Genomic DNA, 16395 nt, shown 5'->3' on the forward strand with positions numbered 1-16395 from the left:
CGGTTCGCATCGCTCGCCGCCGCGCTTCGAACCGCCTGTCGAATCGGTTCGCCAACTGCTCTTGACGAATTCGTTCGGACGGGTCTAATTTGCAAACATCACATGTCGAACCGGTTCGACATTTGATCCTCTCGGCAGGCACCGACCGCCGCCGACGCGATGCAAGGGAGCATCTCTGGTGAAGCACCTCCTCGATGGCGAAGGCTGCTCCATCCGCTGCATGTCCCCTGGCACACGCCGCCGACTCTCGCACGCGCATCCGATGCGCTGCCTGTTCCATCCTCTGAAAGACGGAGACCACGCATGTCCATCTCACCAGCGGCACGGCGCGCAGCGCCGATCCGCCCAGCGGAAGAGGTCCGCGCACAGCGACGACGGAGCACGATGCTCCGGCTCACGGCAGGGATCGCCGGCACGACGATGCTCGCCGCGGGCGGTGTGCTGAGCGCGTTGCCGGCCCAGGCGGCCCCGTCGGCCGCATCCACCCTCGTCGTCAACGCCGACCAGCCGTTCCGGCCCGTCAGCCATGTCGCAACAGGATCGTTGTACGGGCTCGCGAACGCCACCACACCATCCGACAGTCTTGTGCAGGCCATCAAGCCGAACACGTTCGTGATGATGCCCATCGGCGGGCATCAGCAGGGCTCCGGCGACATCGGCAAGACCTGGCAGAAGGCGGCGGCAGCCGGAGCCAAGGTCGTCGACCGCCTGTCCGACTACTACGCGGGCTGGCCGTATCAGTTCAGCTGGAGCACCTGGGATCAGGTCGTCACCGACCAGATCCAACAGGTCAAGGCGTCAGGAATGACGAACCTGACCGCCTACGCGCCCTGGAACGAGTCGGACAACACCTGGCTGGCCGCGAACGGCACGTTCGAGGACTTCTGGACGCACACCTACCGGCTGATCAGAAGCCAGGATGCGACCACCCCGATCCAGGGGCCGAGCTTCTCGGACAACATCAACGACATGCAGAACTTCCTCAACAACGCGGTCGCGACCAACACCGTTCCGGACATTCTCGCGTGGCACGAGCTGATCAGCTCGTCGAAGATCGCCGGCGACGTCGCCAAAGTCGAGGCCATGGAGGATGCGCTCGGCATCGCCCGTCGCCCCATCGACATCGAGGAGTACGCGGCTCCCGCCGAGGTCGGGATCCCCGGCTCGCTGGTGGGCTATATCGCCAAGTTCGAGCGACTCGGCATCCACAACGCAGAACTCGCGTTCTGGAACCAGTCCGGTGCGCTCGGCGATCTGCTGACAGGTCAGGGTGGCAGCCCGAACGGCGCTTACTGGCTCTACAAGTGGTACGCCGACATGAACGGCGACATGGTCACGACCACCCCACCGGGCAACAACAACTTCGACGCGGCCGCCAGTGTGACCGCCGATAAAAAGGAAGTGGACGTGATCACGGGCGGCACCTCCGGAGCCGCGGGCATCCGCGTCGCCGGTCTGGACAAGCTCGCCCTCGGTGCCAAGGTCAACGTCAAGGTGGAGTTCACCCCGTCGTACGGCCGCACGACAGCCGTCGCAGCGCCCACCACGATCTCGAGCACCGACTACCAGGTGGGCGCGGACGGGTCGATCACGGTTCCGATCGTCATGAACCCGGCCTACGGCTATCACGTGGTTGTCACCCCGGCCGGGGATGCGACCGATCTGTCGGGCACGTACACGATCACGAACGTCAACAGCGGTCTGGCACTCGACACGAAGACGTCGGGCACCGCATCCGGCACAGTCGCCGTTCAGAGCACGCCTGCTGCAGGCGGCAGCAGCAGCCAGACCTGGAAGCTGGTCGCCGCAGGTTCGGGTCTCTACAAGGTCGTCAACCCGGCGACGGGCCTCGTCCTGGGCATCCAGGGCGCGTCGACCTCGACGGGCGCACCCGCAGTGGTGTGGACGGACAACGGCGATGACGATCATTTGTGGCAGGTCATCCCCGACGGCAAGGGAAACTACCGACTGGCGGACTACGGCACCGGCCTGGTGCTCGCGGTCGACGGGATGAGCAAGGCGTCCGGTGCCGGGGTCGTGCAGTGGGCCGACGGCTCGTCGACCTCGGGATGCACCGCGACCGGACCGCGTCAGACCGGCAAGATCGGAGCGGCGCTGTCGTTCTGCAACAGCACCGCGTACGCGACCCTGCCGACCGGAGCGGTCAGCAGCCTCACCGCCGACTACACCGTCTCCACCTGGGTGAACCCGGCGAGCAACGCCACCTGGCAGCGCCTGTTCGACATCGGTTCCAGCAGCAACGCGAGCATGTTCCTCACGTTGAACGACGGAACCGAACTGCGCTACGCGATCACGACAACCGGTGGCGGAGGGGAACAGCGGCTGAACAGCAGCGCGAAGACTCTCCCGCTCAACCAATGGTCTCTCGTCACGGTGACGGTGGCCGGCACGACCGGCACGCTGTACGTCAACGGTCAGGTGGTGGCGACAAACACCAACATGACGATCCACCCGTCGGCCTTCGGCCAGAGCACGAAGAACTACATCGGCAAGTCGCAGTACGGCGGAGATCCCGCGCTCAACGCGACGGTCGACGATTTCAACGTGTACAGCCGGGCACTCAGCGCCACCGAGGTCGCGACGCTTGCGTCCGGCCAGGCGGGAAGCGGCGACGTGGTGCACTACGCGTTCGACGAGGCCGGCGGAACGACTCTCGTCGACTCGTCGGGCAACGGTCGCAACGGCGCCGTGGTCGCGGGCACATCCGCCACGACGAACACATCCGCCACGGATGCGGCAACCGCCGACCACTTCTGGACGCTCCACTCCGTGAGCGCACCGGGGGTGCCGACGGGAGTCAGCGCAACCAGCAGCTCCTCCGCGGTGACGGTCAGCTGGACCCCGTCAGCCGACAACGGCGGCACTCCGATCACCGGGTATCGCATCTACCGGCAGGGAGCCACCGACCCGGTGGCGACGGTCTCCGGCGATGCCACGTCCGCGTCGATCACCGGTGTCTGGCCGGGCGACACGGCGACGTTCGCGGTCTCCGCCGTGAACGCTGCGGGCGAGAGCGCGACCTCGGGCTGGAGTGCGCCGGTCACAGTCCCCGATGGCGCGACCGGCAAACCGGCTCAGGCCGCGCTGTCGAACGACAACGGCTGGGACACGGGGCTTCAGGATGGTGACTACAACATCGTCATGAACCTCTGGTGGGGTGAAGAAGGATCGATCTACCGCCTCTACGAGAACGGCAAGCTCATCGCAACCAAGCAGCTCACGTTCGGTGGTGTCGGCGCTCAGTCCGTCTCCATCCCCGTACAGGGCAAGCTCAACGGCAAGTACGTCTACACGGGCGAACTCGTCAACAGCAAGGGCGCGACGGCGACCACCGCGACCACGGTCTCGGTGACGCAGGCGAATCCCGGGACACCGGTGCTCAGCAATGACAACTGGAGCGGGGGCGGCACATACACCGTCACGGCGAACATGTGGTGGGGCACCAATGCCACCTCGTACAAGTTCTACGAGAACGGCACGCTCGCCGGTCAGGGCGACCTGACCGCAGCGACGCCGAACGCGCAGAGCGCCACGCTCAAGGTGGAGGGGAAGGACAAAGGCACCTACGTGTACCGCGTCGACTTCATCAACGCCGCCGGCACGACCAGCAGCAAGACCATGACGATCACGGTCGTCAAATAGTCGAGCAGTAGCACAGAACGCGGGCGGGCTCGTTAGACCCCGTCCGCGTTCTGTGCGTTCTCGACGCTGTGACGGCGACCGGCCGCTTTGATCCGATCAGCGTGCTGTGCGCATCCTGTCCCATCGCCTTCGGTCGGCCGCGAAACTCCTGTACGTATTGCCGAGCCGGTGGCGGCTAGCGCGGTAAGGTCATATGTATGGCGACCGAGTCGACGGACACCTCCCGCTTGATCCCTCAAAGGCTGCCCGTGGGGCGCCTCGGGGTGGCTGTGGTCGCCGAGCTGGTGGACCTGATCGTGACCGGTCAGTTGAAAGAGGGCGACCTCCTGCCTCCGGAGGGCCCGCTCAGTGAGCATTTCGGCGTGAGTCGAACGGTGCTCCGCGAGTCGGTCAAACGGCTGGAGGAGAAGGGCCTCGTGATCGTCTCGCAGGGTCGAGGCACGCAGGTCCGGGCACCCGGATACTGGAACATGCTTGATCCGATCGTGCTCTCCGCCCTGATCGACAACGACGAGAGCCTTGGTGTCCTCGACGAGCTGACAGTGGTGCGGGCGAGTCTCGAATCGGCGATGGCAGGCGCGGTAGCCGAGTCTCACAATCCCGATGAGCTCCGCCGCCTCGAGAACGCCCTCACCGCCATGCGGGAGAGCGAATTCGAGACGGATTCGTTCCGGCAGGCTGACGTAGTGTTCCACTACGCCCTGATGGAGATCTCGCGCAATCGCCTGGCGGAGAACATCGCGAAGCACCTCTACAAGCGAGCGGTCGAGTCCAACCGGTACCAGGGGATCAATCCGCCCGACGCCGTCGCTCTGACCTTGGACGAGCACGGCGCAATCGTCGACGCCATCGCTCGCAACGATGTTGGGGCCGCTCAGCAGGCAATGCACGACCACATCCACGTGTCGTGGGAGCGCCGGCGGCTGCCGGACCACTCTCCGCGGGTTCGCGCACTCGCAGACGGCGATCAGTCGAGCGAATAGACCGCTACAGCGTTCAGCCCGAAGACGCGTCGGCGTTCTTCGTCCGTGAGTTCGGCGAGGAGGTGCTCGGCGGCAGCGCGCCATCCTGCGGCGCCTCCGCCCAATTCGGCCAGCGGCCAGTCGGACCCGTACAGCAGCCGTTCCGCGCCGAAGGCGGTCAGTGCGATCTCCACCACCCGTCGCAGGTCGTCCACCTGCCACGAGCCGGGAGCGAGGCCGGAGATCAGACCGGAGAGCTTCGCTACTACGTTCGGGCGACTCGCCAGGTTCCGGAGGCCGATTTCCCACTCGCTGAGGTCTTCACCAGGAGCTGGAGGGCCGCCCAAATGATCGAGCACGAAGATGAGGTCGCTGTGCCGCGACGCGACCGTGCGGGCCTGCGGCAACTGCCAGTCACGCACGACGAGGTCGAAACGCATCCCCTCGTCCGCCAGTGCGGAAAGTCCACGACCGACATCCTCGCGCAGGAGCCACTCGGGATCGGGGTCGATCTGGACAAGATGCCGCGTTCCGACAACAGGCACCGTTGCCGTAGCGCGGATGAGATCGAGTTGCGCGACGACATCCCCCGTCAGATCGACCCACGCCACCAGACCCGCTACGACCTCCGGATCGAGACGCGAAAGCCGCACACTCTCTTCCACACTGTTCGACGCGTGCACGACGACCGCGCGGTCGACGTGCGTTTCGTCCAGCATCGAACGCAGGTCAGCTTGCCCGAAATCGCGATCGATCGGCGCCATGCTTTGCGGGTCTACCCAGTCCTGCGGGTCGGTGGCACGGTTCCAGAGGTGCACATGCGAGTCGACGCGCACCGTCATGCCAGATGCCACACTTCGTCGATGGGCTGCCAGAGCGAACCCGGATCCCGCTCGTCGGCGATCCTCACCTGGCACGGGTCCGTGTGCGTCCACCACTCCTGCGACACCGGGTCGGCCGCGATGCGCGCCATGTCGGCGTCGTGGTCGTCGCCCACGTATTCGTAGTAGGCGAACAGCACATCACCGAAGATGTGGATGCTGTAGTTGCGGATGTTGCATTCGCTCAGCGTGGCCTCGACTCCCGGCCAGACGGCACTATGAAGCCGAAGGTATTCTTCTCGCTTCTCCGGGCGCACCCCGACCACGAGTGCGTGCCGCTCCGGCGCCTTCTCCGTCACAGTGCCGGCCTCAGCATCGCAGCCAGGGAGTCGTCGATGACGTCGGGCTCCGCGACAAGACGCAACGCTGCCCGTTCTGGTCTGATGTGGGGGCCGGTGGCGGGAAGGTTGATGGGCGCTGTGTCGAACGGGACCATCTTCGACTCGTCGACAACGATGCCGAGGCCCGGTCGATCGCCCAACACGATGCCTCCGTCTTCGAACTGCTGGTCGACGTCCAGTCCGACCGGGAAGTTCAAGTCCTGCACTTCGTGCGTGAGAAGGTTGGGGACCGCTGCGGCTGCATGGGCGACAGGATTGCAGTTGTACGCGACCGGACTCACGGGCAGGTCGTGCGAGTGGGCGACGGCGGCGACCCGGAGGAAGTGGGTGACACCCCACACATTGCCGACCTGGACGATATCCAGTGCGCGAGCGTCGAGAAGCGGACGGTATTGCTCGAGCCCCGTCAGGTTCTCCCCGCTGGCGATCGCCGCCCGGACCTTTCCGCGCATCGCGGCCATGCCGGCGGCGTCCCAACGGCGCAGCGGCTCCTCGACCCAGGTGAGGTCCATGTGCTCCTCGATCGCGGAGACGAAGCGGGTCGCCTGCGCGTGGTTCCACGACTCGTTGACGTCGAACATGATGGCAGGGCGCTTCGAATTTCGGCTGAAGACGTCTCTCATGATTTCCAGTCGAGGCAGGTCCCTGTCGAGGTCCCGGCCGCCTTTGAGCTTGCCTGCCTTGAACCCGCGATCGGCGAATCGCTCGTAGAGTCCAGCCAGCTCGTCGTCCGCGAGGCCGAACTCGAGCCCCGATGCGTACCCGGGCACGAACCGCTCCCTCGCACCCAGCATGCGCCACAGCGGCTCCCCCGCGGCCTTCGCCTTGAGGTCCCAGAGGGCCATGTCCACGGCGCCGATCGTGCCGAAGGTCGCGCCGGAGTGACCGGCTTTGAACACCCAATCGAGCATCCGGTCGTACAGTGCCACCACCGACCGCGGGTCTTCGCCCTCGATAGCCGGAAAGACGCGTGCGATGTCGACGTGCGCCCCGAGACCGACGCCTTCGAGTCCTTCGTCAGTTTCGATGATGAGGACGGGCACGGTCGTGGTGTTTCCGTTCATCACACCGTTCACGTCACCGGTGATTCGGCCCCAATCGTGTACGGTGCTCAGACTGCGATAGCCGGTGATCTTCATAGTGCGCTCTCCTGATGGGCGGGGATGATCATTCCTTCGTCCCTCCCGCCGTCATGCCGGAAACGAGGAATCTCTGCGAGAACAGGAACACGACGAGCACCGGCAGAATCGAGACGATTGTCGCCAGGGCCAGGGTCGGCAACTGAACGGAGTCTGATCCCGCCGAGCTCGGATTGAAGGCGGGAGTCGCCGCGAGCAGCGACGTCAACCCCACCTGCACCGGATAGCCGTCGCTCGACGGCAGCATGACGAACGGCAGGAAGAAGTTGTTCCAATTCTGAACGAAGCTGAAGAACGCGACGAGCGCCACGATCGGGGCAGCGAGCGGCAGCGCGATGCGGGTGAACACCTGTGTCTCACTGCATCCGTCGATTCGGGCCGCGGCTAGGAGATCACGCGGGATGCTCGTCGAGAAGTAGATGTAGGTGAGGTACACCCCGAACGGGAAGAACGACATCGGCAGGATGACGGAGAGCGGTGTTCCGATCAGTCCCACGGTATTCAGTTCCAGGAAGATGGGCAGCACGAGAGCGGTGCTCGGGATGAGCATCACCACGAGAGTGAGGACAAGAAGCGCCTTGCGCAACCTGAACTCGGTGAGCGCCAGCGCATACCCGGCGGGCACACTCACCACGAGCGTGATCACGAGCGCGCCGATCGTGTACAGGGCCGAGTTGCCGATCCATACGGTGACCGCGCCATCCTGGAAGCCGAACAGCTGATTCCAGTTGGCTACGAAATCCGCCCAGGATCCGATGGAGAAGGGGTTCGCCACGGTCAGCGCGTGCGACGACTTCGTGACGGCGAAGAGCAGCCAGACGATCGGGATGATGAAGAACAGCACGAAAAGAACGAGGACGAGGCCGGCGACCGAGCGCCCGCTCCAGGTTCCAAGCCGTCTGCTGTGCTGCCGTTCGGCGGAAAGTGCGGTCATCGTCATTCCTTCTCAAAGAGGCCACCGCGCGTCACGAAGACCCACGACAGCAGTAGTGCCACGACCAGCAGGATGAGCGAGATCGCTGCCGCGCCGTTGAAGTCGTTCTGCTGGAACGCGTACTGGTAGGCGAGCTGGTTGAGCGAATAGTCGTTGGGAACCACCGCGTTGCTCGCCTGACTGAGCAGCTGAGGCTCGACGAACAACTGCGTGCCCGCCGCGAGAGACATGACTCCCATGTAGGCGATCCACTTGCGGAGCATCGGGAGCTGGATCCGGATCGCGATCTGCACAGCGTTGGCACCGTCGATGCGGGCCGCTTCGAGCACGTCGGTACTGATGTTGTTCAGTGCGCCGTACATGATGACGATCCAACCGCCGGCCCCGGTCCAGAATGCGATGATCGCGAAGATGAGGGGGAGGTTTCCCGGCTGGATCACCTGCACGAAGCTGTTCATGCCCATGAGATGCAGCAGACCGCTGACCGGACTGGCCGTCGGGTCCAGCACGAACAGCCAGAGGAGCACACTCGAGGCGCCGGCGAGAGCGCCGGGAAGATAGTAGATGAAGCGCAGTGTGGTGCCGGCCCAGCGCAGCCTCACCGCGTGGACGATCAAAGCCAGTGCAACCACGAAGATCACGAGCATGATCAGCCAGATCACCAGGTAGAGCGTGACGTGGAGTACAGCGGGCCAGAACCGGAAGTCGGTGACGACCTTGACGAAGTTGTCAATGCCGGCGAAGCCGCCGTCGGTGTTCGTAAACGCCAGGAGCACGGCGTACAGAGCCGGGAGGATCCCGAATGCGAGTGCGAGGAGCGTGTAGAGCGAGACGAAGACGTACCCGATCGGGGTGCGCCCGGGAGCTCGGCCTTCGGGCCGGGCTGACCGCCGACGCGATTTCGCGTCGGCGGTCAGCTGATCGCTCGGTGGAGCGAGGGTCATATCAGTTCACCTTGTATCCGTCGACTTTTGCCTGGTTCTCGATCGCCTGCTGCCAGGTGGGCAGCAGTTCCTCGATCGTTTTGCCGCCGGCAACGGCCGGAGTGATCGTCTTCGCCCAGATGGCTTCCTGGCTGAAGAGGCCGTAGCCCCATCCATCCCAGATCTGCGATCCGGCGGTGGTGATCGGCTCCAGCGAGGTGGCGAAGTACTTGCTGGACTCCTGCTTGGCGATCCACTTCGTCGCGGCATCCGCATACGCCGGATAGCCGGGGGCGACATCCACCTGATAATCGGGCGACGTCGTGACGAACTGCGTGAACTTCTCGGCGGCCTTGAGGTTCTTCGAGTGGCTCGAGATGAACCAGGTTCCGCCGCCGACATTGCCGGTGACCGCTTTGTCCTCACCCTTCCAGGGCAGCGGGGCTGCGACGCCGAGCTGTCCAGCCGGGACGTTCAGCGACTGCGGGTTGTTGAAGATGGCACCTGCGTACCATGCGGGACCAGGCATCATCAGCACTTTGCCGCTGTAGTTCTTCACGAACTCCGGCGTGAACACGCTAACGGCGGGAACCGTTCCGTTCTTACGCAGCGTGTCGAGCAGCGCGGCAGCGCGCTTGCACTCAGTCGTGTCGGTCTTCACCGTGACGGCTTTCGGCCCGGTCACATTGTTGGCCTCGCATTTGCTGGCCCACATGTACACCTCGGGGGTCCAGGCGTCTCCGGCGGTTCCGACGATGTAGCCGGGGTGCTCGCTGGCGACCTTCGTTCCCAGTTCCTGGAACTCTTCCCAGGTCTTCGGAACGCTGTAACCGAACTGATCCATGAGCGACTTGTTGTACCAGAGAACCGCCTGGGCCAGGTCGTTGCGGAGGCAGTAGACGTGCCCCTCCACCGTGCACGGGTTCAGCGCCCCCTCGGCGAACCCGTCGAGGGTGTCTTTGCTCACCAGTCCCTTGTCGAGAACCGCGGCGAAGGCTTGTTTTCCGTTGCTTTTCTGGCTCGCCCACGAGGCATCCGTGTTCTGCGAGGAGAAGACCACATCGGGCCAGCCGCTGCCCGCGCGGTCGAAGAGCTGCATCTTCGTACGGAACGAGTTCGAGCCGTTGGCCGAACCGTCGTAGGTCACGACCTTGATTTTTGTGTCCGGGTTCGCTTTCTCGAAAGCCTTCGCTGCGGCCTGACGGTCCGCATCCACCCAGACGGTAATCGTCGAGGAGGTGTCCTGCTTGGCTTCGGGAAAGCCGTACGACCCGTTCGCCGAGCTCCCACCGGTACTGCAACCGGTGAGAGCCAGGAGCGCCGTCGCGGCGCCAAGTGCGGCTACAGTCAGCGCCGAGCGACGACGTGAATGCACCACAGTGTGGATTCCGACCATGAGATGTCCTTGTCTTGTCGACTTCGTTGACGACTCCGAGGAGGCGTGTGATTGACTATAGAACATACGTATGATGTTTACTACAGTTTTCTCACGCGAGACCGGATCGTTACTTCCGTCGCCTGACGGCAGGCGGTCACCGCCCAAGCCAGCCGCCATCGACGGGGAGGATCGCCCCCGAGACATAGCGCGCGGCATCCGACGCGAGAAACACCGCGGCACCTCCAAGGTCCTCCGCGTCGCCCCACCGGCCAGCCGGAATGCGCTCGAGGATCGAACGGGATCGGTCCGGGTCGTCCTGCAACGCCTGCGTGTTGTCAGTGGCGATGTAGCCGGGCGCAATACCGTTCACGGTCACGCCCCCGCCGGCCCACTCGTTCGACAGGGCGCGTACCAGGCCGGCCACCCCGGACTTGGCCGCCGCGTATCCGGGCACGCTGATACCCCCCTGGAACGACAGCAGCGACGCAGTGAAGATGATGCGGCCGCGACCGACGTCGAGCATCCGCCGCCCGAGTGCCTGACTTAGCACGAAGCCGCTGGTCAGGTCGACCTCGAGAACCTCGTCGAACCATTCCAGCGGATGATCCGCAGCGGGAGCCCGGCGGATGGTCCCGGCGTTGTTCACCAGGATGTCCACCGCACGCTCCTGCGAGGCGAGACGCGCGCCGAATTCCACAACCTGCCCGCGGTCGGCGAAGTCGACACGGTGTCCCTCGAAATGCCGGCCCAGTTCGCGGACCCGGTCGCCGATGCGTGAGGAGTGGGGGTCAAGTGTGGCGGATACGCCGATGATGTCGGCGCCGGCGGCGGCAAGAGCGTCCGCGATCGCGAACCCGATCCCGCGTTTGGCTCCGGTCACGACGGCGAGCCTGCCGGTCAGATCGAAGGGAGTCACTGCGGCACCTCGACGAGCAGCTTCATGGCCTGACCGGCCTCCAGCGCCTCGAAAGCAGAGGCCACCCCGGTCAGGGGGACGACCCGCGTGATCAGCTTGTCGGCAGGGATCGCGCCCTGTGCGACCAGTTCGACCGCTCGTTCGAAGTCGCGGCGCTGATAGACCCTCGCTCCCAGGATGCGCAGCTCCCGCCAGAAGACGCGGTGCAGATCGATGGGCCGCGGCTGCGAGTGAATGGCGACGACCACGAGAGTGCCCCGCACCTTGGCGAGGCTCGTCGCACTGAGGACAGCGGCCGCCGAGCCCGAGACCTCGAACACGACGTCGGCGCCGGCTCCGCCCGTCCACCGCTCCACCCAGGCGACCTGGTCGACCGATGAGGGGTCCAGCGTCTGAAGTCCCATCTCCGCGGCGGCGGCCCGCCGATTCGGGTCGAGCTCCGAGATCACGACATCCGCCCCGAACGCAGCAGCGACGGTGGCGATCAGCACCCCGATGGGCCCGGCACCGATGACGACGGCCTTGTCGCCGGGGCCGAGCTCGGAGCGACGGACATCGTGCACCGCCACGGCCACCGGCTCGACGAGGGCCGCGTCGCGCAACGACAGTTCCGCCGGAAGCCGCACCAGGGTCGAGGCCGGAACGTTCCACTGCTCTTGCAGGGCTCCAGGGCTGTCGATGCCGATGAAGTCGAGGTTCTGGCAGATGTGCTCGTTGCCGGCGAGGCAGGCCGGACAGGTTCCGTCCCAGGCGAGCGGCATGACGGTCACGGCATCGCCGATGGACCAGCCGTCGACGTCCGGTGCGACCTCGAGGATCGTGCCCGACATCTCGTGCCCGATGGTCGCAGGCCGCGTCACCCGGGTATCCATGTCGCCGTGGAATACATGGAGATCGGTTCCGCAGATGCCGACAAAGGCCACGCCGATGCGCACCTCCCCCGGACGCAGTCCGTCCGGCTCGCGTTCGTCGACCGTGATGGTCCGGTCACCTCTATAGTTCGCCGCCAGCATCGCCGGACGCTCCTCTCTCGCATGCGCCGAGGCCGAACGGCCGACGGCGGGCGTCAGCCTATCCAACCGACACCGCAAACATAATACGTATGCTCTCCGAGATTAGACTCTCGATGGCAACTCCACTCGAACGAAGGCGTATCAGGCGATGACACACACACTGCCCACCAGGAGCATCCGCACCGGACACCAGCTCACCGAACTCGGGTTCGGCGCGGCCCAGCTCGGCAATCTCTTCGTGGAGACCACCGACGAGAGCGCGCAGCGAGCCGTCACCGCCGCCCGGGTCGCGGGTATGAACTATTTCGACACCGCGCCGCACTACGGCCTCGGCCTCTCCGAACGCAGGCTCGGCCGCGCACTGCACGACACGCCTAGGGACGACGTCGTGATCTCCTCGAAGGTCGGCCGCCTTCTCGTCGACAGCCCGGAGACCGCCGGCCGTCTCGATGACGACGGCTTCGTCGTTCCCGCCACCACGCGCCGCGTCTGGGATTTCAGCCATGACGGGATCCTCCGCTCGGTGGAGGAGTCCCTCACACGGCTGGGGACCGACCGACTCGACATCGCCTACCTGCACGATCCCGACGACAAGTGGGCGAGCGCGTCGTCCTCGGGTATCGACGCCCTGATCGAGCTGCGCGACCAGGGCGTCGTCGGCGCCATCGGGGCCGGCATGAACCAGTCGCCGATGCTGACCGAGTTCGTGCGGCGCACCGATGTGGACATCGTCATGGTCGCCGGCCGCTTCACCCTGCTCGACCAATCGGCATCAGACGATCTGCTCCCGATGGCCCACGAGCGCGGCGTCGGCGTCGTGGCCGCGGCCGTGTACAACTCGGGACTGCTCAGCAGCGAGACCGTCGACCGCGCAGCCCATTACGACTATGGTCGAGCCCCGGAGGATGTCATCGAGCGCGCCGCTCGGATCATGGAGGTCTGCGCCCGGCACGGCGCCACGCTTCCGGCGGCCGCGATCCAGTACCCGCTGCGCCACCCCGCCGTGGTCTCGGTCGTCACGGGCATGCGCACCGACGAGCATGTGCGCAGCACGGTTGCGCGATACAACCTGGCCATTCCCGAGTCGCTCTGGGAGGAACTCGACGCGACGGGACTTGCTCCCGATCCGGCTCGCCTCACCGCGAGACTCTGACTTCGCAAACATCACACGTCCCTTGCGAGAAACATCATACGTATGATAACCCTGTTGCGGGGGCACCGACGCCCTCCATCACAGGAAGCGATCGAACATGACATTGATGTCAGACACGCACCGATCGACGAAACGGCAAAGGGGACGCAGGTCGGCCATGCTCGCGCTCCTCGGGGCCGGCGTCGTCATCGCATCTGCGTTGATACCGCTTGAAGCGCAGGCGGCACCGTCGTCCATCTACTACGCGGCACCCGATGGCAAGAACGCTGGGCATTGCAGCGCATCCATGCCCTGCTCTCTCGAACGCGCCCAGCACGTGCTGCGCCCGGCCGTGAAGCACGGCGACGTGACCGTACAGCTGGCCGACGGCACCTACCGGCTCTCGCAGCCCCTGACCTTCGACGCTGGTGACGGCGGCGGGGACAACACCGTCACCTGGACCGCGGCACCCGGCGCGCACCCGGTGATCACCGGCGCATCCCAGGTAACCGGATGGTCCAAGTCCGACGCGGGCACCGGCATCTGGGAAACCGACACCCCCGCGGGACTCGACACCCGCCAGCTCTATGTGAACGGTGTGACCGCTCCACGCGCCGCAATCAAGCTCGCCAATTCCGATGTCACGCCGACCGCGACCGGTCTCACCATCAAGAACCCGGCGCTCAGCTACCTCGCCACTCTCCCCGGCCAGGGGCGCATCGAGTTCGAGTCGCTGGGCGACTTCACCAACCGCTACTCTCCTGTGCAGAGCATCAGCCCCACCCAGATCACGATGAAGCAACCGGCCTGGGACAACAACACGTGGGGCTGGGACACCGTCCAGAACTCGTTCCTCGCCGGACCGAGCTGGTACCTGGACAACTCGCTGCGATTCCTCACCTCCACCGGGCAGTGGTACATCGACCCGGCAGCGGGAAAGCTGTACTACAAGCCGGCCCCGGGGGTCGACCCCAACACGCTGGACGTGGAGCTTCCGCACCTGCAGTCCCTCATCAGCGTGAGCGGCACATATGACAAGCCGGTCACGGGTCTCGCCTTCGCCGGCATCCAGTTCTCGGGCACTTCCTGGCTCGGCCCGTCGACCGACGGGTACGCCGACCAGCAGAACGGAACGTACATCAAGGGCACCTACGACTACCGCCCCACCGACGCATTCACGAGCTGCTCGCGTGGCTGCGAGATGTTCGAACGAGCCCGGACGAACTGGTACCAGGAGCCGGCCGCTGTTCAGGTGTCCGCCGCCAACCGGGTCTCGTTCACCGGCAACACGTTCACCAACCTCGGCCAGTCAGCGCTCGGCATCGGCAACGACGCCAACGCAACGCTCTCCGGAGTGGGCCTCGGCGCCAGCAACATCGACGTGGTGGGCAACCGGTTCACCGAGGACGGCGGTCACGGCGTCTCCGTCGGCGGCGTCCTCCCCGATGCGCACCACCCGAGCGACGTCCGGATGACGAACAAGGACATCCTGATCCAGGACAACACGATCGATCACGTGTCCGTCGATTACAAGGACAACAGCGGCATCCTCAGCACCTACGTCACCAACGCGCAGATCCTCCACAACGAGGTCTCGAACGTGCCGTACGACGGCATCGACACCGGCTTCGGCTGGGGAATCAACGACGCCGGAGGCTCGAACGACTATGTGGACCGCGGCTACTACAAGTGGAACCCGCTCTACACGACGCCGACCACTCTGAAGAACAACCGGGTCGAAGGCAACCTCGTGCACAATACCAAGGCGCGCTTCGCTGACGGCGGATCCGTGTACAACCTGTCTGCGAGTCCGGGCTCGGTCGTCGACAAGAACTACCTGTTCAACATCTCAGGCGTCGGTCTGTATCTCGACGAAGGATCCAACTCGCTGACCTACGAGAACAATGTTGTGCAAGGCGGATCATTCGTATTCACCAACGCATACAGCCTTCGCAACAACACCAGCAACAACGTCATCCGGAACAACTGGTACAACAGCGGCGGTGCTTCCGCTCCGAACGCAGCCGCCCACAACAACACGCTGACCAACAACGTGAAGGTGACGGGCGCCAACTGGCCGGCGGACGCGCAGGCGGTGATCTGTGGCGCTGGAGTCGCTGCCCAGTACCGCACGTCGCTCAACGCGAACCTGTTCGGCTTCACCGGCTGCCCGGCGACCGCTCCGGTTGACTCCGGGCTGAGCACCGCGGGCGCGTCGGCGGCTTCCTCAGTGTTCGGCCAGCACGGCGGCGCCTTCGGGGTTGCCGCACGGGGCGCGGACATCTGGGGAGCCGGCGGCCAGCACGACGACCAGTTCGGTGCGATCTACCGTGCGGGCTCCTTCGCTGACGGCTCGACCGTCACTACACGCGTGGTATCGGTCAACGATGCCAATGCCTGGGCGAAGTCCGGGGTCATGGTGCGCAACGACATGACGAAGGCGGGGGCGTCTGCCGGATACGCCGTGGTCGCCGTCACCGCCAGGAACGGTGTGGTGTTCGCATGGGATTCGAACGGTGATGGCTACATCGATGCCCAAGTCCAGGCGAACATCGACATCTATCGGCCGATCTGGGTGCAGTTGACCCGCGCAGGCACGTCGTTCTCGGCTGCGTACTCGTACGATGGCGCGAACTTCGTGTCCGTCGGGACGCCGGTGACGCTGGCGTCCGCTGCCGCGACGCAGGATGCGGGAATCTTCTCGACCTCGCACGATGTCGCACAGTCGGCGATCAACCAGTTCGACTCGTTCTCGATCGACAACACAACCAGGCACTGAGCCCAGGCGAGGGCGACGACTGCAGCGTCGCCGCCCTCGTCCGAACCCTCACCGAACGGACTTCGACCGACTTCAGAGGGGGCCAGTATCGGCCTCTAGACGGAGTCGCTGCATTTGCTCATAGGCTCGGCCATCCCGGAGTTTGTTCCGCCAAGCGGAGGGCGTGGGATTCGAACTGGTCCTCTGGGGTGCCGCTGCCGACGCATTTGGTGCCGGGCGCGGGCTGTGGATATTCGGCCAGGAGGGTGCCCGGGGAGTCGGAGATCAGCAGGCGGCGGGACACCGAATAGCGCTTCGCGCCGAACTGGGACGACCGTCCCATTTCTTGCTACAC

At 65.2% G+C, this 16395-nt stretch carries 12 protein-coding genes; 4 read left to right on the forward strand and 8 right to left on the reverse strand.

The genetic code is table 11. The features are described 5' to 3' along the window. Nucleotides 1-303: 303 nt before the first annotated feature. Entirely contained in the window at nucleotides 304-3663 is a 3360-nt protein-coding gene (locus tag AC1DB1_RS03035) for a LamG-like jellyroll fold domain-containing protein (RefSeq protein WP_477199739.1), read from the forward strand. 248 nt (nucleotides 3664-3911) lie between these two features. Further along, complete coding sequence (locus AC1DB1_RS03040) at nucleotides 3912-4646, forward strand: FadR/GntR family transcriptional regulator (protein WP_477199740.1); 735 nt, start codon at nucleotides 3912-3914, stop codon at nucleotides 4644-4646. Here AC1DB1_RS03040 and AC1DB1_RS03045 read toward each other — a convergent pair. The 8 genes from AC1DB1_RS03045 to AC1DB1_RS03080 are packed head-to-tail and all read right to left on the reverse strand — an operon-like array spanning nucleotide 4631 to nucleotide 12150. Continuing rightward, a complete protein-coding gene (locus tag AC1DB1_RS03045; RefSeq protein WP_477199741.1) occupies nucleotides 4631-5467 on the reverse strand; it encodes an amidohydrolase family protein in 837 nt (278 codons plus the stop codon). The genes AC1DB1_RS03040 and AC1DB1_RS03045 overlap by 16 nt on opposite strands. Then, nucleotides 5464-5805 (reverse strand): L-rhamnose mutarotase, encoded by a 342-nt coding sequence (locus tag AC1DB1_RS03050; RefSeq protein WP_477199742.1) that lies wholly within the window; start codon nucleotides 5803-5805, stop codon nucleotides 5464-5466. The genes AC1DB1_RS03045 and AC1DB1_RS03050 overlap by 4 nt, the downstream gene beginning before the upstream one ends. Beyond that, complete coding sequence (locus tag AC1DB1_RS03055; protein WP_477199743.1) at nucleotides 5802-6986, reverse strand: mandelate racemase/muconate lactonizing enzyme family protein; 1185 nt, start codon at nucleotides 6984-6986, stop codon at nucleotides 5802-5804. Before AC1DB1_RS03055 ends, AC1DB1_RS03050 begins: the two co-directional genes overlap by 4 nt. Nucleotides 6987-7014: 28 nt before the next feature. Further along, nucleotides 7015-7920 carry a carbohydrate ABC transporter permease gene (locus AC1DB1_RS03060; protein ID WP_477199744.1) on the reverse strand — a complete coding sequence of 302 codons (906 nt, stop codon included), beginning with the start codon at nucleotides 7918-7920 and terminating at the stop codon, nucleotides 7015-7017. A gap of 2 nt (nucleotides 7921-7922) precedes the next feature. Continuing rightward, a complete protein-coding gene (locus AC1DB1_RS03065) occupies nucleotides 7923-8864 on the reverse strand; it encodes a carbohydrate ABC transporter permease (protein WP_271176783.1) in 942 nt (313 codons plus the stop codon). Between the two features lies 1 nt (nucleotide 8865). After that, nucleotides 8866-10398 (reverse strand): ABC transporter substrate-binding protein, encoded by a 1533-nt coding sequence (locus AC1DB1_RS03070; RefSeq protein ID WP_477199745.1) that lies wholly within the window; start codon nucleotides 10396-10398, stop codon nucleotides 8866-8868. Next, the gene (locus AC1DB1_RS03075) at nucleotides 10376-11137 is read right to left on the reverse strand and encodes an SDR family oxidoreductase (protein WP_271176781.1); all 762 of its coding nucleotides are present in this window, start codon (nucleotides 11135-11137) and stop codon (nucleotides 10376-10378) included. The genes AC1DB1_RS03070 and AC1DB1_RS03075 overlap by 23 nt, the downstream gene beginning before the upstream one ends. Beyond that, a complete protein-coding gene (locus tag AC1DB1_RS03080; RefSeq protein ID WP_271176780.1) occupies nucleotides 11134-12150 on the reverse strand; it encodes a zinc-dependent alcohol dehydrogenase in 1017 nt (338 codons plus the stop codon). The genes AC1DB1_RS03075 and AC1DB1_RS03080 overlap by 4 nt, the downstream gene beginning before the upstream one ends. Before the next feature lie 148 nt (nucleotides 12151-12298). On the opposite strand from AC1DB1_RS03080, the gene AC1DB1_RS03085 reads away from it, so the two are divergent. Together AC1DB1_RS03085 and AC1DB1_RS03090 are read left to right on the forward strand one after the other, a co-directional pair. Further along, complete coding sequence (locus AC1DB1_RS03085; RefSeq protein WP_271176779.1) at nucleotides 12299-13303, forward strand: aldo/keto reductase; 1005 nt, start codon at nucleotides 12299-12301, stop codon at nucleotides 13301-13303. Between the two features lie 157 nt (nucleotides 13304-13460). Continuing rightward, nucleotides 13461-16061, forward strand: a complete 2601-nt coding sequence (locus tag AC1DB1_RS03090) for a right-handed parallel beta-helix repeat-containing protein (protein ID WP_271176778.1) — start codon at nucleotides 13461-13463, stop codon at nucleotides 16059-16061. Nucleotides 16062-16395 lie beyond the last annotated feature (334 nt).

The organism is Leifsonia sp. 10N434 (assembly GCF_056394405.1).

Bases quoted from the DNA above. Each gene is read 5' to 3' on its own strand.
- AC1DB1_RS03035 (WP_477199739.1), top strand. From the start codon at position 304: ATGTCCATCTCACCAGCGGCACGGCGCGCAGCGCCGATCCGCCCAGCG.
- AC1DB1_RS03045 (WP_477199741.1), bottom strand. From the start codon at position 5,467: ATGACGGTGCGCGTCGACTCGCATGTGCACCTCTGGAACCGTGCCACC.
- AC1DB1_RS03055 (WP_477199743.1), bottom strand. From the start codon at position 6,986: ATGAAGATCACCGGCTATCGCAGTCTGAGCACCGTACACGATTGGGGC.
- AC1DB1_RS03060 (WP_477199744.1), bottom strand. From the start codon at position 7,920: ATGACCGCACTTTCCGCCGAACGGCAGCACAGCAGACGGCTTGGAACC.
- AC1DB1_RS03065 (WP_271176783.1), bottom strand. From the start codon at position 8,864: ATGACCCTCGCTCCACCGAGCGATCAGCTGACCGCCGACGCGAAATCG.
- AC1DB1_RS03070 (WP_477199745.1), bottom strand. From the start codon at position 10,398: ATGGCGGCTGGCTTGGGCGGTGACCGCCTGCCGTCAGGCGACGGAAGT.
- AC1DB1_RS03080 (WP_271176780.1), bottom strand. From the start codon at position 12,150: ATGCTGGCGGCGAACTATAGAGGTGACCGGACCATCACGGTCGACGAA.
- AC1DB1_RS03085 (WP_271176779.1), top strand. From the start codon at position 12,299: ATGACACACACACTGCCCACCAGGAGCATCCGCACCGGACACCAGCTC.
- AC1DB1_RS03090 (WP_271176778.1), top strand. From the start codon at position 13,461: ATGCTCGCGCTCCTCGGGGCCGGCGTCGTCATCGCATCTGCGTTGATA.